Annotated in this window: 15 protein-coding genes; 7 read left to right on the top strand and 8 right to left on the bottom strand. The window is 72.6% G+C overall.

Going from position 1 to position 22,882, the window contains the following annotated elements:
* Positions 1 to 20 precede the first annotated feature (20 nt).
* Positions 21 to 1,424: a cation:dicarboxylase symporter family transporter gene (locus ABZ721_RS06655; protein ID WP_358787496.1), complete on the top strand. Its 1,404-nt coding sequence runs from the start codon at positions 21 to 23 to the stop codon at positions 1,422 to 1,424.
* A gap of 31 nt (positions 1,425 to 1,455) precedes the next feature.
* Here ABZ721_RS06655 and ABZ721_RS06650 read toward each other — a convergent pair whose 3' ends face one another.
* The 6 genes from ABZ721_RS06650 to ABZ721_RS06625 form a co-directional block, all read right to left on the bottom strand.
* The gene (locus ABZ721_RS06650; RefSeq protein WP_358787495.1) at positions 1,456 to 2,073 is read right to left on the bottom strand and encodes a helix-turn-helix transcriptional regulator; all 618 of its coding nucleotides are present in this window, start codon (positions 2,071 to 2,073) and stop codon (positions 1,456 to 1,458) included.
* A gap of 181 nt (positions 2,074 to 2,254) precedes the next feature.
* Complete coding sequence (gene glgB, locus ABZ721_RS06645; RefSeq protein WP_358787494.1) at positions 2,255 to 4,930, bottom strand: 1,4-alpha-glucan branching enzyme; 2,676 nt, start codon at positions 4,928 to 4,930, stop codon at positions 2,255 to 2,257.
* On the bottom strand, positions 4,927 to 6,387 hold the full coding sequence (locus ABZ721_RS06640) for a maltokinase (protein WP_358787493.1): 1,461 nt from the start codon (positions 6,385 to 6,387) through the stop codon (positions 4,927 to 4,929). The genes glgB and ABZ721_RS06640 overlap by 4 nt, the downstream gene beginning before the upstream one ends.
* 248 nt (positions 6,388 to 6,635) lie before the next feature.
* The gene (treS, locus tag ABZ721_RS06635; RefSeq protein WP_358787492.1) at positions 6,636 to 8,336 is read right to left on the bottom strand and encodes a maltose alpha-D-glucosyltransferase; all 1,701 of its coding nucleotides are present in this window, start codon (positions 8,334 to 8,336) and stop codon (positions 6,636 to 6,638) included.
* Positions 8,333 to 10,318: an alpha-1,4-glucan--maltose-1-phosphate maltosyltransferase gene (locus tag ABZ721_RS06630; protein WP_358787491.1), complete on the bottom strand. Its 1,986-nt coding sequence runs from the start codon at positions 10,316 to 10,318 to the stop codon at positions 8,333 to 8,335. Before ABZ721_RS06630 ends, treS begins: the two co-directional genes overlap by 4 nt.
* Before the next feature lie 387 nt (positions 10,319 to 10,705).
* Complete coding sequence (locus ABZ721_RS06625) at positions 10,706 to 11,620, bottom strand: NmrA family NAD(P)-binding protein (protein ID WP_358787490.1); 915 nt, start codon at positions 11,618 to 11,620, stop codon at positions 10,706 to 10,708.
* Between the two features lie 111 nt (positions 11,621 to 11,731).
* Between ABZ721_RS06625 and ABZ721_RS06620 the strand changes: the two genes are divergently transcribed.
* From ABZ721_RS06620 to glgP, 6 genes are all read left to right on the top strand, one after another.
* Positions 11,732 to 12,700, top strand: coding sequence for an AraC family transcriptional regulator (locus ABZ721_RS06620; protein ID WP_358787489.1), 969 nt, complete (start codon positions 11,732 to 11,734; stop codon positions 12,698 to 12,700).
* Between the two features lie 61 nt (positions 12,701 to 12,761).
* Positions 12,762 to 14,219, top strand: coding sequence for a 4-hydroxyphenylacetate 3-hydroxylase N-terminal domain-containing protein (locus tag ABZ721_RS06615; RefSeq protein WP_358787488.1), 1,458 nt, complete (start codon positions 12,762 to 12,764; stop codon positions 14,217 to 14,219).
* Positions 14,212 to 15,669, top strand: a complete 1,458-nt coding sequence (locus ABZ721_RS06610) for an MFS transporter (protein ID WP_358787487.1) — start codon at positions 14,212 to 14,214, stop codon at positions 15,667 to 15,669. The genes ABZ721_RS06615 and ABZ721_RS06610 overlap by 8 nt, the downstream gene beginning before the upstream one ends.
* A 23-nt stretch (positions 15,670 to 15,692) precedes the next feature.
* Positions 15,693 to 16,787, top strand: a complete 1,095-nt coding sequence (locus tag ABZ721_RS06605) for a monodechloroaminopyrrolnitrin synthase PrnB family protein (protein WP_358787486.1) — start codon at positions 15,693 to 15,695, stop codon at positions 16,785 to 16,787.
* Entirely contained in the window at positions 16,784 to 18,070 is a 1,287-nt protein-coding gene (locus ABZ721_RS06600) for a flavin-dependent oxidoreductase (RefSeq protein ID WP_358787485.1), read from the top strand. The genes ABZ721_RS06605 and ABZ721_RS06600 overlap by 4 nt, the downstream gene beginning before the upstream one ends.
* A 110-nt stretch (positions 18,071 to 18,180) precedes the next feature.
* Positions 18,181 to 20,814, top strand: a complete 2,634-nt coding sequence (glgP, locus tag ABZ721_RS06595; RefSeq protein WP_358787484.1) for an alpha-glucan family phosphorylase — start codon at positions 18,181 to 18,183, stop codon at positions 20,812 to 20,814.
* Positions 20,815 to 20,889: 75 nt separating this feature from the next.
* On the opposite strand, the gene ABZ721_RS06590 is transcribed toward glgP, so the two are convergent.
* Both ABZ721_RS06590 and ABZ721_RS06585 read right to left on the bottom strand, forming a co-directional pair.
* Entirely contained in the window at positions 20,890 to 22,422 is a 1,533-nt protein-coding gene (locus ABZ721_RS06590; protein ID WP_358787483.1) for a DEAD/DEAH box helicase, read from the bottom strand.
* Between the two features lie 214 nt (positions 22,423 to 22,636).
* On the bottom strand, positions 22,637 to 22,840 hold the full coding sequence (locus tag ABZ721_RS06585) for a cold-shock protein (protein ID WP_138354888.1): 204 nt from the start codon (positions 22,838 to 22,840) through the stop codon (positions 22,637 to 22,639).
* Positions 22,841 to 22,882 lie beyond the last annotated feature (42 nt).

Genomic DNA, 22,882 nt, shown 5'->3' with positions numbered 1-22,882 from the left:
CCGAGACCTCGGAGGCAGACGTGACGACGCAGAGCCGCGACGTGACACCGCAGACAGCGGAGATCCGCAAGAAGGACCGCACGCACTACCTGTACCTGGCGGTGATCGCGGCGGTCCTCGCCGGGATCGTGCTGGGGCTGGCCGCGCCCGGCGTGGCCAAGGAGTTCAAGCCGCTGGGCACCGGCTTCGTGAACCTGATCAAGATGATGATCTCGCCGATCATCTTCTGCACGATCGTGCTCGGCATCGGCTCGGTCCGCAAGGCCGCCAAGGTCGGCGCCGTGGGCGGGCTCGCGCTCGGCTACTTCATGGTGATGTCGACGGTGGCGCTCGCCATCGGCCTGGTGGTCGGCAACATCCTGCACCCCGGCAGCACCCTGCACCTGACCTCGGCGGCGAAGGCCGCCGGGCACAAGCAGGCGGCCGGCAGCGAGGGGACGGTCGACTTCCTGCTCGGCATCATCCCCAAGACGATGGTGTCGTCCTTCACCGAGGGCCAGGTGCTGCAGACGCTGCTGGTCGCGCTCCTGGTCGGCTTCGCCGTCCAGGCGCTCGGCAAGGCCGGGGAGCCGGTGCTGCGGGGCGTCGGGCACATCCAGCGGCTCGTCTTCCGGGTGCTGGCGATGATCATGTGGGCGGCGCCGGTGGGCGCGTTCGGCGCGATGGCGGCGGTGGTCGGCGAGACCGGCACGGACGCGCTGAAGTCGCTGGCCGTGATCATGATCGGGTTCTACCTCACCTGCGCGCTGTTCGTCGTCGTGGTGCTCGGCACGCTGCTGCGGCTGGTCGCCGGGGTGAACCTCTTCGACCTGCTGAAGTACCTTGGCCGCGAGTTCCTGCTGATCCTGTCGACCTCGTCGTCCGAGTCGGCGCTGCCGCGGCTGATCGCCAAGATGGAGCACCTGGGCGTCAGCCGCCCGGTGGTCGGCATCACCGTGCCGACCGGCTACTCGTTCAACCTCGACGGCACCGCCATCTACCTGACGATGTCCTCGCTGTTCATCGCCGAGGCGATGGGCGATCCGCTGTCGGTGGGCCAGCAGATCTCCCTGCTGCTCTTCATGATCATCGCCTCCAAGGGCGCGGCCGGGGTCACCGGCGCCGGCATCGCCACCCTGGCGGGCGGCCTGCAGTCGCACCAGCCCGCGCTGGTCGACGGCGTCGGGCTCATCATCGGCATCGACCGCTTCATGAGCGAGGCCCGCGCCCTGACCAACTTCGCGGGCAACGCCGTCGCGACCGTCCTCGTCGGGACCTGGACCAAGGAGTTCGACAAGGAGCGCGCCGGGCGGGTCTTCGCGGGGGAGCTGCCCTTCGACGAGGCCACGCTGGTGGACGACCACGCCGGAACCGCCCCGGACGCCGACGGCAAGCACGCCGACCCGCTGCCGGCCCCCCGGGACCGCGAGATCGCACCGGCCTAGGCCGGTCCGGGGGAGGGGGGAGGACGCGGGCCTACAGGTCCCGCAGCCCCGCCCAGAAGCGGTCGCTGACCGTGTCGAGGAAGGCCCGGCCGCCCGCGCCGCCCGCCGCGGGCACGTCGTTGCCCCAGTTGAGGGTCGCCACCATGACGGACTGGTACTCCGAGTGCAGCCCGCGCAGCACCGGTTCGATCCGGTGCCGGGGCAGCGGCACCAGGGCCGTCACGGGTTTGACGTAGGCCTGCCAGCGGGTCGCCACGGCCTCCCGCAGCAGCGCGTCCAGCCGCCGGTCGCCGCCGGTGACCGTCAGCAGTTCCGGCAGCGACAGGCCGAGCACGTCGGCGAGCGCGGTGGTCTGCCGCTCGTTGCCGGTCCAGCGGCCCTGGGCCTCCATCCGCTCGTAGTCGGAGAGCGACATGCCGATCGCCCGCGCCAGGTCGGAGGGGGCGATGCCGCGGGCCCAGCGGTGCTCCAGCAGGGTGGTCGGCGTGCTCATGAGGTCGGACGGGTCGCACCACAGGGCGCCGGCGAGCGCGGGCAGCTCGGAGGCGCGCGGCACGAGTTCACCGCGCTCCCAGGCGGCGACGGTCTCGGGCCTGACGGGAGTGCCGTAGGAGATCCACATGGCGTGGGCTATGTGGGAGTGGTTCATCCCGAGCTGGGCACGGAGCCGTCTGATCGCGGATGCGTCGAACGGCAACCGGGGTGGATCAGAAGAGGGTCGGTGCACGGGGTCAGCGTAGGGGCGCCGGTCCCCCGTCCACATCGTGCGGACCGCCGAACCGGGGCGCGTGAATACGCCACCGGTTCGGAGGAACGTACGAGTGCGGAGGTCAGGCCGGTCGCAGCCAGACCGTGGCCAGCGGCGGCAGGGTGAGCAGGACGCTCCGCTCCTGGCCGTGCCAGGACGTCGCCTCCGGCTTGATGACCGGCTGACCCGTCGCGCCGACGGGCGTGCCGCTGCCGCCGAAGCGCACGTCGTCGGTGTTCAGCACCTCCTGCCAGGCCCGGTCGGGGACGCCGATCCGGTAGTTCTCGCGGACCACCGGGGAGAAGTTGCTGACGCACACCAGCGGTTCGCCGTCCGCGTCGTAGCGCAGGAACGAGAAGGTGTTGTCCTCCGCCGCGCCGCCGTCGATCCAGCAGAAGCCGCCCGGGTCGGTGTCGCGCTGCCACAGCGCCGGCGTGGCGTTGTAGGTGCGGTTCAGCTCCCGCACGAGGTCGCGGACCCCGCGGTGGTCGGCCGCCGCCGGGTACGTCTCGTCCAGCAGCCACCAGTCGGGCCCGTGGTCGTGCGACCACTCCGCGCCCTGCGCGAACTCCTGCCCCATGAAGAGCAGCTGCTTGCCCGGGTGGGCCCACATGAAGCCCAGGTACGCGCGGTGGGTGGCGCGCTGCTGCCACCAGTCGCCCGGCATCTTCGCGACGAGCGAGCGCTTGCCGTGCACGACCTCGTCGTGGGAGATCGGCAGCACGTAGTTCTCGGAGTAGGCGTAGACCATCGAGAACGTCATGTCGTGGTGGTGGTACTTGCGGTGCACCGGCTCCTTCGCCACGTACTCCAGCGAGTCGTGCATCCAGCCCATGTTCCACTTCAGGCCGAAGCCGAGCCCGCCGGAGTCGGTGGAGCGGGTCACGCCGTCCCAGGCGGTGGACTCCTCGGCGATCGTCACGACCCCCGGGCAGCGCCGGTAGACGGTCGCGTTCATCTCCTGCAGGAACGCCACCGCGTCCAGGTTCTCCCGGCCGCCGTGCTCGTTGGGCGTCCACTCGCCGTGCTCGCGCGAGTAGTCCAGGTAGAGCATCGAGGCGACGGCGTCGACCCGCAGCCCGTCGATGTGGAACTCCTCGCACCAGTAGACGGCGTTGGCGACCATGAAGTTGCGCACCTCGGTGCGGCCCAGGTCGAACTCCAGGGTGCCCCAGTCCGGGTGCTCGGCCCGGTTGGGGTCGCCGTGCTCGTAGAGCTGCACGCCGTCGAAGTTCGCCAGCGCCCAGTCGTCCTTCGGGAAGTGCGCGGGCACCCAGTCCATGATCACGCCGATGCCGGCCCGGTGCAGCGCGTCGACGAGGAACTTGAAGTCGTCGGGGGAGCCCAGCCGGGACGTCGGCGCGTAGTACGACGTCACCTGGTAGCCCCAGGAGCCGCCGAACGGGTGCTCGGCCACCGGCATCAGCTCGACATGGGTGAACCCCAGGTCGGCGACGTACGCGGGGAGCTGTTCCGCCAGCTCGCGGTAGGTCAGGCCCGGCCGCCAGGAGGTCAGGTGCACCTCGTAGACGGAGAACGGCGCCTCGTGGACGGGGACCGCCGCACGCCGGGCCATCCACTCGGCGTCGTCCCAGGTGTGGTGCGAGGACGTGACGACCGACGCCGTCGCGGGCGGCTGCTCCGCGCTGCGGGCCATCGGGTCGGCCTTGAGCGCGTGCCCGCCGTTCCGGAGGGCGATGTCGAACTTGTACGGCGTGCCCTCGCCGACCCCCGGCACGAACAGCTCCCACACACCGGTGGAGCCGAGCGAGCGCATCGGGAAGCCGGTGCCGTCCCAGAAGTTGAAGCCGCCCGCGACCCGCACGCCGCGCGCGTTGGGCGCCCAGACGGCGAACCGGGTACCGGTGACGCCCTGATGCGTCATCGGCCGGGCACCGAGCGCGTGCCACAGCTGCTCGTGGCGGCCCTCACCGATCAGGTGCAGGTCCAGGTCGCCGAGCGAGGGCAGGAACCGGTACGGGTCCTGCACGGTGTGCTCGCCGTCCGCGTACCGCACCAGCAGCTCGTACTCCGGGATCTCGCGCAGCGGCAGCACCCCGGCGAAGATCCCGTCGCCCTCGTCCAGCAGCTCCGCGCGCAGCCCGCTCGCGGAGACGGCCACCCCCAGGGCGTACGGCCGCAGCACCCGGAAGAGCACTCCGCCGTCCACCGGGTGGGCGCCGAGCAGCCCGTGCGGGTCGTGGTGCGCCCCGTCCAGCAGCCGGCCGAGGTCCGCGCCGTCCAGCGGTTCGGCGGGACGTACGCCGTGGCCGGCGACGCGCAGCGGGGCGGCCTTCGGGGCCGCGGCGGTGGGCGGCGGGACCGGTGCGGCGGGCGCGGCGGGGGCCGGGGGAGCGGCAGGAGGGGCGGTCGGCGGGGCGGCCGGAGGCGCGGGAGGCGCGGGCCGGTCGGTGGTGATGGCGCCGGGGTCGCGGGTCTCGCCGCGGGACGGCGGAACGGCGTCCGCGGCGTGCCGGGGGGCGTTGCCCGAGGCGGGCGGACGCGTCACGCCGGACTCGTACCCCCGGGCGGCGGCCTCGGAGACCGCCGGGACCGGGGCGGGGGCGGCGGGGCCCCGTGCGGGGGCGGGCGCGGGAGCCGCCGTCGGCACCGGCGCGGGCGCGGCGGCGGCGGGCGGTACGGCGACCGGCGGCCGGCCGAGCGGCTCACCCGGCGCCTTCTCCACCGGGGTCGCGGCGGTGGGGGGCACGGCGCCGGGCGTGCCCGGCGTGAGGGGAGACGGGTTGCGCTCGGTCACGGTGTGATCCTCCTCGGAGGGGGGTTGGCGGCGAGTCGGTCGATGGCCGACATCGGGATGGGGAGCCAGGCGGGACGGTGCCGGGCCTCGTACAGGACCTCGTAGACGGCCTTGTCGGTCTCGTACGCGCGTATCAGTACCGGCCGGTCGCGCGGGTCGGTGCCCGAGGCGGCGGCGTAGCCCGCGCAGAACGCGTCCCGGTGCCGCTCCGCCCACGCGCCGGCCGCCGGGGCGGCCGGGTCGCGGTGCCGGGCGGCGTAGTCGAACGAGCGCAGCATGCCCGCGACGTCCTGGACCGGCGGCGCGGACAGCCGGCGCTCCGACAGCGGGCGCGAGGGCTCGCCCTCGAAGTCGATCAGGAGCCACTCACCGCCGGCGGTGCGCAGCGCCTGCCCCAGGTGCAGGTCGCCGTGGATGCGCTGGGCCGCCACCCGCTCCCCGGTGCCGCCGAGTTCCGCCAGGTCGTGGAAGGCCGCCCGCAGCCGGGTGCGGTACGGGCGCAGCTCCGGGACCTCGGCCGCCGCGGTGTCCAGCCGCTGCGCCATGTTGGCCGCGACCAGCTGGATCCTGCGGCGGTCCAGCGAACCGGTGGGCAGCGCGCGGGCCAGCGCCGCGTGCACCTCGGCGGTGGCGGCGCCCAGGGCGCGGGCGTCGGCGGTGAAGTCCGTGCCGCCGTCCACGGCCCGCAGGGCCAGCTCCCATCCGTCGGTCGAGCCGAGCAGGTAGCGCTGCAGCACGCCGAGCGTCGCGGGCTCCCCGCCGACGCCGTCCGGTGCGCCGTCCGGCGCGGGCGCCGGGAGCGACTCGAACCAGGCGGCCGGGGCCGCGACCCGCCGGGAGCCGTCGCGGGCCAGGGCGAGGGAGAGTTCGAGGTCCGGGTTGGCGCCGGGGGAGACCCGGCGGAAGACCTTGAGGATGTACTGGTCGCCGTAGATGACCGAGGTGTTCGACTGCTCCGCGGTGGACAGCCGCGGCGCCAGTCCGGCCGGGACGGCGGCGTCCGGCTCGCTGAGGAAGCGCAGCCGCCCGGTGCGGCCCGGGGCGCGGAGACGTTCCAGCAGGACCGCCGTCAGGCGCGGGTCGTGCAGCCCCTCGTAGACCGTCAGCCCGTCGAGCGGCCCGCCGGTCGCCTGGCCGAGTGCGGCGGGGGAGAGCGCGGGCGGGAGTACGGTGCGGGTGCCGAGCAGCAGTTGGTAGCAGTCGGCGCGCCGGCCGTCCTGTTCCACGTCGAGCAGCAGATGGAGCAGGCCCGGGGTGCCGGGGCGGCCGTCCACGGGCAGCAGCTCGGTCGCCGCCACGAGGTCGAAGCCGGTGACCGGCCGGCCCTTGCCGGCGAACCACCGCTGCTGCGGCAGCCATTCCAGCAGGAGGGGGCCGAGCGAGTGCAGCAGCCCGGGGGCTGTGGCCGGTGAACGGCCGGTGGTAGGTGAGGTGCGGGTCCAGGAGCTGTCCGACATGACGTCCTTTCCCCGGGGAGTCGCGCACCCGCCGGAAGCATGCGGCGGGGGGTGCGCGTAAGCCTCCCGGATGACGGGCGGTGGCTGTCCGGCGACACGGGGAGCCTGCCCCGGCCGGGTGACAGGAAACCGCCGTACGGGCCCGCCCGGGTGAGTTCCGGGCGGGCCCGCCGGTCAGGACGGGACCGCTGGGCCGAAGGGGGAGCGACCAGCGGGTGGCGGCGCCTCCCGGCGTCGGCCGGGGGCCGCTACACGGGGTCGCGGCGCAGCCGGAACCAGTAGAAGCCGTGGCCGGCGAGGGTCAGCAGGTACGGCAGTTCGCCGATGGCGGGGAACCGCACCCCGCCGATGAGCTCGACCGGGTGCCGGCCGTTGAACGTCCGCAGGTCCAGCTCGGTGGGCTGGGGGAAGCGGGAGAAGTTGTGCACGCACAGGACGAGGTCGTCGCCGTACTCCCGCAGGAACGCCAGCACGGCGGGGTTGCTCGACGGCAGTTCCGTGTAGGAGCCGAGGCCGAAGGCGGGGTTCTGCTTGCGGATCTCGATCATGCGCCGGGTCCAGTGCAGCAGCGAGGAGGGGCTGCTCATCGCGGCCTCGACGTTGGTGACCTGGTAGCCGTAGACCGGATCCATGATGGTCGGCAGGTAGAGCCGCCCGGGATCGCACGAGGAGAAGCCCGCGTTGCGGTCGGGCGTCCACTGCATGGGGGTGCGGACCCCGTCCCGGTCGCCGAGCCAGATGTTGTCGCCCATGCCGATCTCGTCGCCGTAGTACAGGATCGGCGAGCCGGGCAGCGACAGCAGCAGCGCGGTGAACAGTTCGATCTGGTTGCGGTCGTTGTCCAGCAGCGGGGCCAGCCGGCGGCGGATGCCGATGTTGGCCCGCATCCGCGGGTCCTTGGCGTACTCCGCGTACATGTAGTCGCGCTCTTCGTCGGTGACCATCTCGAGGGTCAGCTCGTCGTGGTTCCGCAGGAAGATGCCCCACTGGCAGGTCTGCGGGATGGCCGGGGTCTTGGCCAGGACCTCCGAGACCGGGTAGCGCGACTCGCGGCGCACCGCCATGAAGATGCGCGGCATGACGGGGAAGTGGAACGCCATGTGGCACTCGTCGCCGCCCGCCTGGAAGTCGCCGAAGTAGTCGACGACGTCCTCCGGCCACTGGTTGGCCTCGGCGAGCAGCACGGTGTCCGGGTAGTGCAGGTCGATCTCCGCGCGGACCCGCTTCAGGAACTGGTGGGTCTGCGGTAGGTTCTCGCAGTTGGTGCCCTCCTGCTGGTAGAGGTAGGGCACCGCGTCGAGCCGGAAGCCGTCGATCCCCAGGTCGAGCCAGAACCGCAGCGCGGCCAGGATCTCCTCCTGGACCTGCGGGTTCTCGTAGTTGAGATCCGGCTGGTGGGAGAAGAACCGGTGCCAGTAGTACTGCTTGCGCACCGGGTCGAAGGTCCAGTTGGACGTCTCGGTGTCGACGAAGATGATCCGTGCGTCCTGGAACTCCTTGTCGTCGTCGGCCCAGGTGTAGTAGTCGCCGTAGGGCCCGTCCGGGTCGGCACGGGACTGCTGGAACCACTCGTGCTGGTCGCTCGTGTGGTTCATGACGAAGTCGATGATCACGCGCATGCCGCGCTGGTGCGCGGCGTCGACGAACTCCACGAAGTCGGCGAGGTCGCCGAATTCCGGGAGCACCGCGGTGTAGTCGGAGACGTCGTAGCCCCCGTCGCGCAGCGGTGAGGCGAAGAAGGGCGGCAGCCAGAGGCAGTCCACCCCGAGCCATTGCAGGTAGTCGAGTTTGGCGGTGATCCCCTTGAGGTCACCGACACCGTCGCCGTTGCTGTCCTGGAAGGACCGCACGAGGACTTCGTAGAACACCGCCCGCTTGAACCAGTCGGGATCTCGGTCCTTTGCCGGTGTGTCCTCGAAGGTGTCAGGAACGGGTTCGTTGACGATCAACTGAGTGACCCTCCGATCGAAGGAGACGGTCGCAGATGAACGATGTGCGCGGGCGTACGGCCCGGTTCGAGGCGCACATAGTTTTCCCTGCCCCAGTGGTAGGTCTCGCCGGTGAGCTCGTCGCGCACCGGGACGGACTGGCCCCAGTCCAGGCCGAGTTCCGGCATGTTCAACGAGACGGTGGCCTCCTGGGTGTGGTGGGCGTCCAGGTTGACGACCACCAGTACGACGTCCTCGCCGCTGCGCTTGGAGTACGCGAGCACCGCGTCGTTGTCCGTACGGTGAAATGCCAGCTCACGCAGCTGCCGCAGGGCCGGATGGCGGCGCCGCAGCCGGTTGAGCCGCGTGATGAACGGGGCCAGCGAACGTCCTTCCGCCTCGGCCGCGGCCCAGTCGCGGGGACGCAGTTCGTACTTCTCCGAGTGCAGGTACTCCTCGCTGCCGTGCCGTACGGCGTCGCCCTCGCACAGTTCGAAGCCCGCGTAGACCCCCCAGGTGGGTGACATCGTCGCGGCCAGCACGGCACGCACCTCGAACGCGGGGCGGCCGCCGTGCTGAAGGTACGCGTGCAGGATGTCCGGCGTGTTGACGAAGAAATTCGGGCGCATGTAACTTGCCGCGTCCCCGGACAGCTCCGTCAGGTAGTCGGTCAGCTCCTCCTTGGCCGTGCGCCAGGTGAAGTACGTGTACGACTGCTGGAAGCCGATCTTCGCCAGGGTGTGCATCATCGCCGGCCGGGTGAACGCCTCGGCCAGGAAGATCACGTCGGGGTCGGTGCGGTTGATGTCGGCGATGACCTTCTCCCAGAAGACCACCGGCTTGGTGTGCGGGTTGTCCACCCGGAAGATCCGGACGCCGTGCTCCATCCAGTACCGCAGCACCCGCAGGGTCTCGGTCACGAGGCCGGGCATGTCGGCGTCGAAGGCGATGGGGTAGATGTCCTGGTACTTCTTCGGCGGGTTCTCGGCGTAGGCGATGGAGCCGTCGGGCCGGTGGGTGAACCACTCCGGGTGCTTGTCGACCCACGGGTGGTCGGGGGAGCACTGCAGCGCGAAGTCGAGGGCGATCTCCAGCCGCAGCTCACGGGCGCGCTCGACGAAGAAGTCGAAGTCCTCGATGGTGCCCAGGTCGGGGTGGACCGCGTCGTGCCCGCCCGCCGGCGAGCCGATCGCCCAGGGGCAGCCGACGTCGTCCGGGCCCGCCACCAGGCTGTTGTCCGGTCCCTTGCGGAAGGCCGTGCCGATCGGGTGGATCGGTGGCAGGTACAGGACGTCGAAGCCCATGGCGGCGACGGCCGGCAGCCGCTCGGCCGCGGTGCGGAAGGTGCCGGAGACCGGCGGGCGGCCCGGCTCGACGACCGCGCCCTCGGAGCGCGGGAAGAACTCGTACCAGGAGCCGAAGAGCGCCCGCTCGCGCTCGACCTGCAGCGGCATCGGGCGGGAGGCGGTCACCAGCTCCCGCAGCGGAAACCGGTCCAGGACGGCGGTGACCTCGCAGGAGACGGCGGCGGCGTGCCGCTCGGCCGCGGTCCTGTTCTCGTCGAGCAGCACGTCGACGGCTGCCAGGACGGCGGCCCTGCCGTCGTTCTTGGGCACGCCCGCGGCGGCCAGCTCGTGCAGCCGGGCGCCCTCGGTGAGGACCAGGTCGGTGTCGATCCCGGCGGGGATCTTGATGGCGGCGACGTGCCGCCAGGTGGCGACCGGATCGCTCCACGCCTCCACCGTGTACGTCCAGCGGCCCTCGGCCGGCGGGGTGATGTCCGCGCCCCAGCGGTCGGTGCCGGGGGCCAGCTCCCGCATCGGGGTCCATGGCCCCGAGCGGCCGTTGGGGTCGCGCAGCACCACATTGGCGGCGACCGCGTCATGGCCCTCGCGGAAGACCGTGGCGGTGACCTGGAAGGTCTCGCCGGCGACCGCCTTGGCGGGCCGGCGGCCGCAGTCCACGAGCGGGCGGACGTCGAGGACGGGGATACGACCGATCATTGCCTCACCTGGGAGCGCTGGTGGATGGACAGGAGACGAGTGCTCCGGGGGCTGCTTGCGCCGACGGGCGGCGGCGCGGCGAGCAGCTTCCTTGCGTGCTCCCGCTCTTTGTATCTGCTCCTGTGGATGTGTTCTCGCGTGCATGGCCGCTCCTGTCCGCGTTCACTCGGTTGGAGGGTCGGGCGAATGGCGGAGTGATGGGGGATGGGAAGACTCCGCACAGCCGGGAGCCTTCCCATTGGATGCCAGTCAAAAGCTCCCGGGAAGAGGTACCCGCGCGTACTTTGCGGGGAGTTGGCAAAGCCGGCCGGGCCCGGCACGGCAGAGCCGCCCGGCCCCGCGGGACGGTGGGGGCCGGACGGCTGGTCGGGGAGGGTGCCGGAGAGGTCAGAGCGGGCGGCTGGACCAGGTCTGCCAGGGCTGCGCGGCCACCCAGTCCGCCACCGAGGTGAGCTTGATGCCGAGCGCCTGCTCGGCCTCCCGCGGGTCGCCGTCCATCAGCCGGGCGTCGGTGCCCTCGGCCATGTAGTGGTAGATCCCGGCGACGCCCGCGGCCGCGTTCGGGCCGATCGCCTTGGCCAGCGCGGCCTCGAAGGCGGCGGGCGGCAGCGCCCGGTAGACGACGGGCCGGCCGAGGCCCTCGGCGAAGGCGGCGGCGAGTTCGGCGCCGTCGAGGGCCTCTCCGCCGATGTCCAGAACCCGACCCTCGAGGCCGTCGTTGAAGAGCGCGGCGGCCACCGCGACGGCCAGGTCGTCGTGCGAGATCCACGCGACCCGCTGGTGGGCGGGGAGCGGGTACGCGAGGACGCCCTCGTCCACCAGCGCCGGGCCGTTCCAGGGGCTGAACAGGTTGTCGAGGTAGACCGGCGGGCGCAGCACGACCAGCGGCACCCCGCAGTCCGCCAATACCGCTTCGGCGATCCGGCGGGTCTCGAACGCGGCCACTCCCGCGGTGTCCTGCGGCACCCGGGTGTTCGCGTTGTAGACGATCCGGGTCACCCCGGACTCCAGCGCGGCCTCGGCGATGTGGATCGCGTACGTCTCTATACGTAGGGGGTCGTACTCCAATGGCATGGTCACGACTGCGTGCGTCGCGCCCTTGAAGGCCCACATCACGTCGTCCCGGCTCCCGAGGTCGCCCGCCACGAACGAGACGCCCGCGATGTCGGGGCGCGCCACGGCCGGACGCCGCGTCAGGCTGCGTACCCGGTGCCCGCGTCCGGCGAGCAGCCGGGCCACGGCGCCCCCCTGGAAGCCGGTCGCACCCACGACCAAGCAGCGCTGGTGAATCTCTCCCGACATCGGTGTGTCGCCCTTCGCTAGAATGAATCAGCGATTCCGCCTCACCTCAGGCTGGACGGGGCGCACAGGGGCGGCAATAAGCAAACCGGGACGGGGATTAAGGGTTCGTCCATGGAATCTGGCGGGAACGACCTCCTCAGCGAACTACTTCGGCCACTGCGCCTGACCGGCGTCTTCGACAGCCTCTGGACGGTGCGGGCGCCCTGGGCCATCGAGGGGGACTCCGAGCAGAGCTGCGCGATCCTGCACTACATGGTCGAGGGCGACTGCTGGATCAGCTCGGGCGGCGACTGCCCGCCGATCCAGCTCCACCAGGGGGACCTGGCGGTCTTCCCGACCGGGACCGCCCACCGCCTCTCCGACCTGCCCGACCGGCAGGGCGTCCCGCTCAAGGCGGTCCTCCCGGAGCGCGAGCCGGGCACGTCAGGGGTGCTCGTCGTGGAGGGGACCGGGGAGCGCAGCCGCATCCTGTGCGCCGGGCTGCACTACGACGCGACGGCGGCGACATCGCTGTACCGGGCGCTGCCGTGGTCGCTGGTGCTGGACCGGACGCAGGTCGACAAGGAACCGCTGCTGCGCGAGACGCTCGCCTCGCTCGCCGTCGCCGAGCGGCGCGGCGAGCCGGGATCGCAGCTGGTCACCCTGCGGGCGTTCGAGATGGCCTTCGTGCTGGCGCTGCGCCCGCTGCTGCGCGAACTGTCCGCCAACCCGGCGGTGCTGCCCGCGCTGCGCCACCCGGGCATCAGCAGGGCGCTCGTCATCGTCTCCACCCGCTTCTCCGAACCGTGGACGATCGAGGCGCTGGCCCGTGAGGTCGGCATGTCGCGCTCGGCCTTCACCGCCACCTTCCGGGAACTGGTGGGCGAGGCGCCGGCCCGGCATCTGACCGGTCGCCGGATGCAGGAGGCCGCCCGGCTGCTGACGGAGACGGCGGTTCCGCAGGCCGCCGTGCCGCCGCGGGTCGGCTACCAGAGCGCCGTCGGGTTCCACCTGGCGTTCCGCAAGTGGTTCGGGACGACTCCCGGTGAGTACCGCGGCAACTGGCCGGTTCATAAACGGGACCGGCAGGACGTTCATTGATTAGCACACGTGTATGAGGCAGTCTCTTCAACGGCGCGTCGAAGATCGTTGAGGAGACACGGTGACCAGGTCCGGCCAGGAGTACAAGGATTCGCTGCGAGACGGACGCGAGATATGGATCGACGGTGAGCGGGTCAAGGACATCACCGTCCATCCGGCCTTCCGCAACACCGTCGACTCCATCGCGGGCCTGTACGACCTGTCCCACGACTCCCGGCACTCCGCCGTACTCGCCCAGGACGGTGTGCACCGTGCCTTCCTGATACCCCGTTCGTACGAGGACCTGGTCGCCCGGCGTAGCGCGCACAAGGTCTGGGCAGAGGCGAGTTTCGGCCATCTCGGACGCACCCCCGACTACATGGCGGCGGGCATCGCCGGCTTCGCCGCCGCACCCGCCCTCTTCACCACGGACACCTTCGACGGCGCGCCGAACGTCGCCGCCTACCACCGGCGGATGGCGCAGGGCGACCTGTATCCGACGTTCACCATCACCAACCCGCAGATCGACCGGACGAAGTCCGCGTCCGAGCAGGAGGCGGACGACCTCGTCGTCCGGGTGGTGGCCGAGCGCGACGGCGGCATCGTCGTGCGGGGCGCCAAGATGATCGGCACCGCGGCGGTCTTCGGCAACGAGGTCCTCGTCGGCACCATCGAGCCGCTGGCCCCGCAGGACGTCGAGCACGCCCTCTGCTTCTCGATACCCGTCGACACCCCCGGCCTGAAGTTCATCTCCCGCACCTCCTACGAGGCCCAGGCGCGCAGCGTCTTCGACAACCCGCTCTCCTCGCGCTTCGACGAGAACGACGCCCTGCTGGTCTGCGAGGACGTCTTCGTGCCGTGGGAGAACGTGCTCGCGTACCGCAACGTCGACGTCTGCTTCGGCCAGTGGTGGCAGACCCCGGCGTACGTGAACTTCGTCCACCAGGCGGCCACCCGCTTCTGGACCAAGCTGGAGTTCCTCACCGGCGTCGCGATCCTGCTCGCCAAGGCCAACAACACCTACGACCTGCCGCCGGTCCAGCACCAGATCGGCCGGCTGATGGGCTGGGTGGCGCAGGCCAAGTCGATGGTGCTGGCCGCCGAGGCGGGGTACCAGCAGGTCGACGGCGGACGCGGTGGCGTGATGCCCGACAAGGAGATCTCGTACGCGCACCGCATCATGGCCGGTGACATCTACCCCCGGGCGATCAGCGAGATCAAGCTGCTGGCCGGCGGCGGCGTCATCCAGCTCCCCGCCTCCGCGCAGGACCTGCTGCACCCGGAGATCGGCCCCGTCATCGCGAAGTACATCCGCTCCCCGGGACACCCGGCGCAGGACCGGATCAAGCTGCTCAAGCTCGCCTGGGACGCGCTCGGCACCGAGTTCGCCGGACGGCACGAGCAGTACGAGCGCTTCTACCACGGCGCCCCGCACGTCTACCTGATGCAGCAGGCGTGGGAGGGCGACACCGGTGCCTGCGAGAGCCTGGCCCGGACCTGCCTCGACGGCTACGAACTGCCTCCGCTGCCCCGTGCCTGAGGCGACGGCGCACCGACGCGGCACCGCGCTCGCCCTGCTGGCCTCGACCCAGCTCCTGCTGATCCTCGACACCGCGATCATCAACGTGGCCCTGCCGTCCATCGGCGAGGACCTCGGCACCGACGCCGCCGGCCTCTCCCTGGTGGCCAACGCCTACCTGGTCACCTTCGGCGGCTTCCTGCTGCTGGCCGGACGGGTCGCCGACCTCGTCGGCCACCGCCGGCTCTTCACGGCGGGGCTGGCGCTGCTGTCGGCGTCCTCGCTCGGCGGCGCCTTCGCCGGTGACGCCCGGCTGCTCGTGGCCGCCCGCGCCCTGCAGGGGGTCGGCGCGGCCTGCGCGGCCGCCGCCGCGTTCGCGCTGGTGCTGCTGCTCTTCGCCGACGGGCCCGAACGGCACCGCGCCCTGGGGGTCTTCGCGGCGCTCGGCGGGCTGGGCGGCGCGCTGGGCACGGTGCTGGGCGGCGTCCTGACCTCCGGACTGGGCTGGCGCTCCACGTTCGCGCTGAACGTGCTGGTGGGCGCGGCGCTCATCGCCCTGACGCCGACCGCGCTGGCGTCCGTCCCGGCCCGCCGCGACCGGGCGGCGGCAGGCCGCGCCGGGGGGCTGCGGGAGTTCGACCTCGGCGGCGCCCTCACCGCCACCGGCGGGCTCAGCCTGATCGCGTACGCGCTGGTCGACGCGGGTAGCGCGGGATGGACGGACGGCGGCACGCTCCTCGCCGGAGCCGCCGGGGTGCTCCTGCTGGCGGCGTTCGCGGTCATCGAGAGCCGCGCCGCCCGTCCGCTGGTCCCGCCCGGGGTGCTCGGCCGGCCGGCGCTCCGGCTGGCGAACCTCCTCAGCGCGCTGGCGCAGATGGCGCTGTTCCCGATGTTCTTCCTGGTCAGCCTCTACCTCCAGGACGTGCTGGAGTACCCGCCGGTCACCGGCGGGCTCGGCCTGCTGCCGCTGTCGCTCGTCGTCGTGCTGACCGCGCCCGGGACCGGCCGGCTGGTCGCGCGCTTCGGGCTGCGCCCGGTGATGACCGCCGGTTTCGCGACGGTGGCCGCCGCCACCGGGTGGCTCGCCCTGTCGCTGTCGCCGGACGGATCGTTCGCCACGACGGTCCTCGCCCCCAGCCTGCTGATCGGGATCGGGCTGCCGCTGGTCATGGTGACCACCAACGTCGCCGCGACCGCGCAGGCGGCGCCCGGGGAGACCGGACTGGTGTCGGGGCTGGTCAACACCAGCCAGCAATTCGGCTCGGTCCTCGGCCTCGCGGTCCTCGTCGCCGTGGCCGCGGCCCACACCCGGACCGCAGGACCCGGCGCCGCCGCCGAGACCGCGGGCTTCCGCACCGCGCTGCTCGTCGGCGCCGCGTTCGCCGCGGCCGCCGCCCTGCTGACGCTGCTGCCGCGCGGCGTGCCGCGGGAGAGCGCCGACCCCAAGCCCAGCACACACACATCCCTGTGACCCTCGGAATGACGGTGCCCCACATGTCTGTGCTCCACGTGCTCCAGGGCCAAGAGCCCTACTACCGGATCGAGGAGATACGGGGTGCCGACCCGCTGGGAGCGGACGAGGCCTGCGAGAAGCTCCGTGTCATGAACGCGGACGGCGACGTGTCCGGGATGGTCACCGCGCTGCGCGAGCTCCTGCCGGCCCCCGACGTCCTCGACGACCTGTCCACCGTCGAGAACCTCGCCGCCATGCGGGACCTGGGCATCTTCCTCGGCTCCATCAAGCGGCACGGCACCGAGCCGCTCGACGCCGTGCCGGAGGCGCTGCCGGTGCTGCGCGCGCTGGGCCGGCGCACCGGCATGGTGCCGCGGGACACCGTCCACCACTACACGGCGTGGAACCCGGTCGGCGCGCGCCAGCGCATGTACACCGGGGACCCCATGGAGGCCTGCCTCCAGGACGCCGTGCGGATGGTCTTCCCCAGCCTGTGCGCCGCGCTCGACGCCTGCTCGGAGCTGACCCTGCTCGAACCCCACGACATCCGGTTCGCGTCCTGCCTCGACCGGCTCGCCGGACTCGTCCAGGCCATGGTCGACTCGATCGACTTCACCGTCGCCAACGTCTCGCCGGTCTTCTTCGCCCGGGTGCTGCGCCCCTACTTCGAGGAGGTCACCCTCGACGGCCGCGCGTACCTCGGCCCGGCGGCGGCCCAGGTCCCGCTCTGGCTGGTCGACCTGACGCTCTGGCAGTCCGACCGCGACGCGGGCCGGTACGAGACGTTCCTCGCCGAGTCGGTGCCCTACAGCCTCCCCGCCTGGCGCGCCTTCCACGCGCGCTACCAGGGCAGCCCCTCCGCGGTCGGCAAGCTCTCCTTCGCGTTCAGCTGGGAGGAGGGGGACCGGATTCCCCCCGCCCTGCGGGCCGGCGCCGTCGCGCTGGCGCGGGTGCTGCGCATCCTCAAGACCTTCCGCGCCCGGCACATCCGGATCGCCCGCGAGGCGTACAGCGACGAGCTGCGGCTGTACGACTACGGCAGCGGCGGCGCCCCCGTCGAACTGCTGCGCTCCGTACTCGACCTGACCCGCGAGAACGAGACGCTGGTCCGGCGCTCCACCGAAGGGGAACGATGAACCGCGTCGTCATCGCGGGGGGCGGCATCGCCGGCCTCACCGCGGCACTCAGCCTGCACGCCGCCGGCCGCACCGACGTGCTGGTCGTCGAGGCCGCCCCGGAGGTCCAGCCGGTCGGCGCCGGGCTCAACATCATGCCCAACGCGGTCAGGGAGCTGGCGGCGCTGGGGCTGTACGAGGAACTGGCCGCCGTGTCGGTGCCCACCAGCGAGCTGCGGTACTACCACAGCAGCGGCAGCCTCGTCTGGCGGGAGCCGCGCGGCATCGGCGCCGGCTACCGCTGGCCGCAGCTGTCGATCCACCGGGGCCGGCTGCAGGAGGTGCTGGCCCGCGCGGTCCGGGAGCGGCTCGGCCGCGCCGCGGTGCTCGCCGGCGCCCGGGTGGAGGACTTCGCCGAGCTGCCGGGCGCCCGGCTGCGGGTGGCTGCCAGGAACCGGGCCGGCGGGGCCAGGACCGACCTGGACGCGGAGATCCTGATCGGCGCGGACGGCATCCGCTCCGCGGTCCGCGCCGCGATGTACCCCGGTGAGGGCGCACCGCCGTGGAACGGCGTGCTGGTCTGGCGCGGGGTGTCTTGGATGCCGGCCGACCGCGTCGGCACCTTCATGTTCATCGCGGGGAACGACCGGCAGAAGGCCGTCGTCTACCCGCTGACGGTCCCGGCGGCGCCCGGCGAGCGGGTGCTCGTCAACTGGGCGCTGGCGATGCCGGCCGAGCGCGGCGCCGCCGCCTTGGACCGCAGCGACTGGAACCGCCCGGTGCCCGTCGACCGGTTCCGCCGCCACTACGAGGGCTGGGTCTTCGACGGCGTCGACGTCGGCGAGGTGATCGACGCCGCCGAGGCCGCCTTCGAGTACCCGATGGTGGACCGCGAGCCGCTGGTGCGCTGGACCTTCGGCGGGGTGACGCTGATCGGCGACGCCGCCCACGCGATGTACCCGATCGGCTCGAACGGCGCCACCCAGTCGATCATCGACGGCCGGGCGCTGGCCCACGCGATGGCCGCGCACGAGGATCCCGCGCGGGCCCTGCTGGCGTACGAGGCCGAGCGCCGGCCGCCCATGACCGAGCTGCAGCGCTCCAACCGCCGCCTCGGCCCCGAGGTGGTCATCAACATGGCCCACGAACGCGCCCCCGGCGGCTTCACGGACATCCACGACGTGATCCCCCGCACCGAGCTGGAGACGATCGCCAGACGCTACGCCGTCGCGGGCGCGTTCGACCCGGCCTCGGTGAACCAGGGCTCCCCGTACGACGCCCCCGCCGCCCGCGCGGCGCACTGAGCGGACGCGCGCCGGGGCGGATGCCTCGGCGCACGTCCGTTCGGGCGTTTGAACGTCCGGATCGTGGAGAGCACAGGGATCGGGGGGCGGGACCCCGCTACCGTCGTAGCGTGAAGGCAATCCGTCGTTTCACCGTGCGAACTGTCCTGCCGGAACCGCTGCGTCCGCTCGGCGAACTGGCACAGAATCTGCGCTGGTCCTGGCACTCCGAGTCCAGAGAGCTGTTCCAGAGCGTCGACGAGGAGGGCTGGCGGGCCGCTGCCGGCGACCCGGTGCGGCTGCTCGGCGCCGTCTCGAAGGAACGGCTCGGGGCTCTGGCCCAGGACCGCAGATTCCTGCGCCGCCTCTCCGCGGCCGCCGAGGACCTGACCGACTACCTCACCAATCCGCGCTGGTACCAGGGGCAGTCCTCGGAACTGCCCGCCGCCATCGCCTACTTCTCGCCCGAGTTCGGGATCACCGCGGCCCTGCCCCAGTACTCGGGCGGCCTCGGCATCCTGGCCGGGGACCACCTCAAGGCCGCCAGCGACCTCGGTGTGCCGCTGATCGGCGTCGGCCTGCTCTACCGCCACGGCTACTTCCGCCAGAGCCTGTCCCGCGAGGGCTGGCAGCAGGAGCACTATCCCGTCCTTGACCCCAACGAACTGCCGCTGACCCTGCTGCGCGAGTCAGACGGCACCCCCGCCCACGTCGTCCTCGCCCTGCCCGGCGGCCGATCGCTGACCGCCCACATCTGGAAAGCCCAGGTGGGCCGCGTCCCGCTGCTGCTCCTCGACTCCGACGTCGAGGAGAACCACCGCGCGGAACGCGATGTCACCGACCGCCTGTACGGCGGCGGCAGCGAGCACCGGCTGCTGCAGGAGATGCTGCTCGGCATCGGCGGGGTGCGCGCCGTCCGCGCGTACTGCCGGCTCACCGGCCACCCGGACCCCGAGGTCTTCCACACCAACGAGGGCCACGCCGGATTCCTCGGCCTGGAGCGCATCCGCGAACTCGGCGGGGAGGGGCTCGACTTCGACGCGGCCGTGGAGGCGGTGCGGGCCGGCACCGTCTTCACCACCCACACGCCCGTGCCCGCCGGGATCGACCGCTTCGACCGCGAGCTGGTCGGGCAGCACCTCGGCGACGGCGGCGAACTGCCCGGCGTCGACATCCAGCGGGTGCTGGAGCTGGGCATGGAGACGTACTCGGGCGGCGACCCGAACGTCTTCAACATGGCGGTGATGGGGCTGCGGCTGGCCCAGCGCGCCAACGGCGTCTCCACCCTGCACGGCGCCGTCAGCCGGCAGATGTTCGCCGGGCTGTGGCCCGGGTTCGACCCCGAGGAGGTGCCGATCGCCTCCATCACCAACGGCGTGCACGCCCCGACCTGGGTCGCCCCCGAGGTCTTCCGGCTCGGCGCCCGCCAGATCGGCGCGCAGCGCGCCGAGGACGCCCTGATGATCGGCGAGACCCAGCGCTGGGAGCCCGTCGCCGAGATCCCGGACCCGGCCGTGTGGGAACTGCGCCGGGTGCTGCGCGAGCAGCTGGTGGAGGACGTGCGGCGCCGGGTGCGCGCCTCGTGGCGCCAGCGCGGCGCCGGCCTCGCCGAGCTGGGCTGGGTGGACGACGTCCTGGACCCCGACGTCCTGACCATCGGCTTCGCCCGCCGCGTCCCGTCCTACAAGCGGCTCACGCTGATGCTCCGCGACCAGGACCGGCTGATGGACCTGCTGCTGCACCCCGAGCGGCCGATCCAGATCGTCGTCGCGGGCAAGGCCCACCCGGCGGACGACGGCGGCAAGCGGCTCGTCCAGGAGCTCGTGCGCTTCGCGGACGACCCGCGGGTGCGCCACCGCATCGTCTTCCTGCCCGACTACGACATGGGCATGGCCCAGCACCTCTACCCCGGGTGCGACGTCTGGCTCAACAACCCGCTGCGCCCGCTGGAGGCGTGCGGCACGTCCGGTATGAAGGCGGCCCTCAACGGCTGCCTCAACCTGTCCGTGCTCGACGGGTGGTGGGACGAGTGGTTCGACGGCAACAACGGCTGGGCCATTCCCACCGCCGACGACGGGGCGAACGGCTCCAGCGCGGGCGGCGATCCAGACCGCCGGGACGACATCGAGGCGACCGCGCTCTACGAGCTCATCGAGAACCAGGTGGCCCCGCGCTTCTACGACCACGACGCCAACGGGATGCCCGCCCGCTGGATCGAGATGGTCCGGCACACCCTGGTGACCCTGGGGCCCAAGGTGCTCGCGGGACGCATGGTGCGCGACTACGTCGGGCAGCTCTACGCCCCGGCCGCCCGCGCGCACCGGGCCATCGCGGGCGACGCCGCCCGGGAGCTCGCGACCTGGAAGGCCCGGGTCCGCCGCGGCTGGAACCAGGTCGCCGTCGAGCACGTGGAGACCGGTTCGGTGGGCGGCTTCCCCGAGCTGGGCTCCACCCTGACCCTGCGGGTCCAGGTGACCCTGGGCGAGCTCGACACCGGCGACGTCGACGTGCAGGTGCTCTCCGGGCGGGTGGACGACGCCGACCGGATCGCCGACCCGGCGGTGATCTCCCTCAAACCGACGGCGCACGCCGACATCAACGGCCGCAGGCTCTACGAGGGCCCGCTGACCCTCGACCGGACGGGCCCCTTCGGCTACACCGTCCGGGTGCTGCCCACCCATCCGCTGCTCGCCGCCCCCGCGGAGCTCGGCCTCATCGCCACTCCCGCAGAGTCCGAGGGCATGACGGCGGGCATACTCCGCTGACGCACAGAGGCGACGGCCGGTACCAGGAACTCCTGGTACCGGCCGTCGCGTCATGCCAGGGGTGCTGCCGTGCGGTCAGGCCGCGCGGCGGCCGCCGCCCGTGCCGTCCTCGCGGCGGGCGCGACGGCCCACGGCGCCACCGCGGCCCGCGGCCGTGCGGCTGCCGGCGGCCGGGCGCCCGGGGGTGCCGCCGCGGCCGTTGACCCCGGCCCGGCCGGAGCCGGCCGCGGCGCCCTCGGCGTCGGTGCGGGGGCGTCCGCCACGACCGCCGCGGGTGTTGCCGCCGCTGCGGGGCGTGCCCGCCGGAGCGGCGGTGGCGCCCGCACCGGCAGCGGCCGCGCCGCCGGGACGGCGACCGCGGCCACGGGTGCCCGCGACCTTGTTCGTCTTGGGCTTGGCGGCTTCCTGGGCGGCCGCGTGCACCGGGTCGTGGATGGTGACGGCGGAGCCGGAGGGCTTGCGGGCACCGGTGACGCGCACCAGCTCGGGGTCGCCGGGGCGGACCCGCGCGGTGTGCGGCTTGATGCCGGCCAGCGCCATCAGCCGGGCGTTCTCCCGGCGCTGCGCGGGCAGCACCAGGGTGATGACGGTGCCGGACTCGCCGGCCCGTGCGGTACGGCCGCCGCGGTGCAGGTAGTCCTTGTGGTCGCCGGGCGGGTCGACGTTCACGACCATGTCGAGCCCGTCGATGTGGATGCCGCGGGCGGCGACGTTGGTGGCGACCAGCGCGGTGGCCTTGCCGGTGCGGAACTGGTCCAGGGCGCGGTTGCGCTGCGGCTGGGACTTGCCGCCGTGCAGGGCGACGGCGGTGACGCCGGCGGCCAGCAGGTGCTTGGTCAGCCGGTCGGCGCCGCGCTTGGTGTCGACGAACATGATCACGCCACCCTCGCGGGCGGCGATCTCGGCGGTCACGGCGCGCTTGGTGTCGTCGTCCACGTGCAGCACGTGGTGCTCCATGGTCGTCACGGTCGCGGCCGACGGGTCGACCGAGTGGGTGACGGGGCTGTGCAGGAAGCGCTTGACCAGCCGGTCGACGTTCTTGTCCAGGGTGGCGGAGAAGAGCATCCGCTGGCCGTTCGGCTTCACCTGGTCGAGCAACTTGGTGACCTGCGGCAGGAAGCCCATGTCGGCCATCTGGTCGGCCTCGTCCAGGACCGTGATCTCGACCCGGTCGAGCGCGCAGGCCCGGCGGTCGATCAGGTCGGCGAGCCGGCCGGGGGTGGCGACGAGGATCTCGGCGCCGCCGCGCAGCGCGGCGATCTGGCGGGTGATGGACGCGCCGCCGACCACGGTGGTCTGGCGCAGCCCGAGCACCTGGGCGTAGGGCGCGAGCGCCTCGGTGACCTGGGTCGCGAGCTCACGCGTCGGCACCAGGACGAGCGCCAGCGGGCGCTTGGGCTCGGAGCGCTGCCCGGCGGTGCGGGTCAGCATCGGGAGCCCGAAGGCGAGGGTCTTGCCGGAGCCGGTACGGCCGCGGCCCAGCACGTCCCGGCCGGCGAGCGCGTCGGGCATCGTCGCGGCCTGGATCGGGAACGGCTCGGTGACGCCGTTGGCGTTCAGCGCGGTGACCAGGGCGGGGGAGAGCGCGAGCTCGGAGAACAACTTCAAGGGGGAACCTTCCTCGTGACGGAGACGAGGGGGATCCCTCGGCGCCAGGGGCCGTCCGGCGGATCGCGGACTGCCTCTTCGACGCCTGCGGACCGGCGTCCTGCGGTGCTCGGGGAGCACCGCACTTGTTTTGTTTCCGCTGCGCGCGAGAGGCCCGCACCGCCGGGCGGTGCGGGCCTCTCACTACTGGGCGCGGTGAGCGCTCAGGGGTGCCTCAGAGAGGGCGGATGTTCTCGGCCTGCGGGCCCTTCTGGCCCTGCGTGACGTCGAACTCGACCTTCTGGCCCTCGAGCAGCTCACGGAAGCCCTGGGTGGCGATGTTCGAGTAGTGGGCGAAGACGTCAGCGCCGCCGCCGTCCTGCTCGATGAAGCCGAAGCCCTTTTCGGAGTTGAACCACTTCACGGTTCCGGTAGCCATGTCTGTCTCCCTAATGGGTGCAGTTAATACAGCATCCGCACT

The sequence above is a fragment of the Streptomyces sp. NPDC006733 genome, assembly GCF_040636125.1.
Classification (GTDB): domain Bacteria; phylum Actinomycetota; class Actinomycetes; order Streptomycetales; family Streptomycetaceae; genus Actinacidiphila.
Note: the sequence above shows the minus strand (reverse complement) of the source record. Positions and strands in the feature narration are given on the sequence as shown.

What these genes read in the sequence shown, in the direction of transcription:
- ABZ721_RS06650 (WP_358787495.1), bottom strand. Translation starts at nt 2,073, where the DNA reads ATGAACCACTCCCACATAGCCCACGCCATGTGGATCTCCTACGGCACT.
- ABZ721_RS06630 (WP_358787491.1), bottom strand. Translation starts at nt 10,318, where the DNA reads ATGATCGGTCGTATCCCCGTCCTCGACGTCCGCCCGCTCGTGGACTGC.
- ABZ721_RS06605 (WP_358787486.1), top strand. Translation starts at nt 15,693, where the DNA reads ATGTCTGTGCTCCACGTGCTCCAGGGCCAAGAGCCCTACTACCGGATC.
- ABZ721_RS06600 (WP_358787485.1), top strand. Translation starts at nt 16,784, where the DNA reads ATGAACCGCGTCGTCATCGCGGGGGGCGGCATCGCCGGCCTCACCGCG.
- ABZ721_RS06620 (WP_358787489.1), top strand. Translation starts at nt 11,732, where the DNA reads ATGGAATCTGGCGGGAACGACCTCCTCAGCGAACTACTTCGGCCACTG.
- ABZ721_RS06625 (WP_358787490.1), bottom strand. Translation starts at nt 11,620, where the DNA reads ATGTCGGGAGAGATTCACCAGCGCTGCTTGGTCGTGGGTGCGACCGGC.
- ABZ721_RS06585 (WP_138354888.1), bottom strand. Translation starts at nt 22,840, where the DNA reads ATGGCTACCGGAACCGTGAAGTGGTTCAACTCCGAAAAGGGCTTCGGC.
- ABZ721_RS06640 (WP_358787493.1), bottom strand. Translation starts at nt 6,387, where the DNA reads ATGTCGGACAGCTCCTGGACCCGCACCTCACCTACCACCGGCCGTTCA.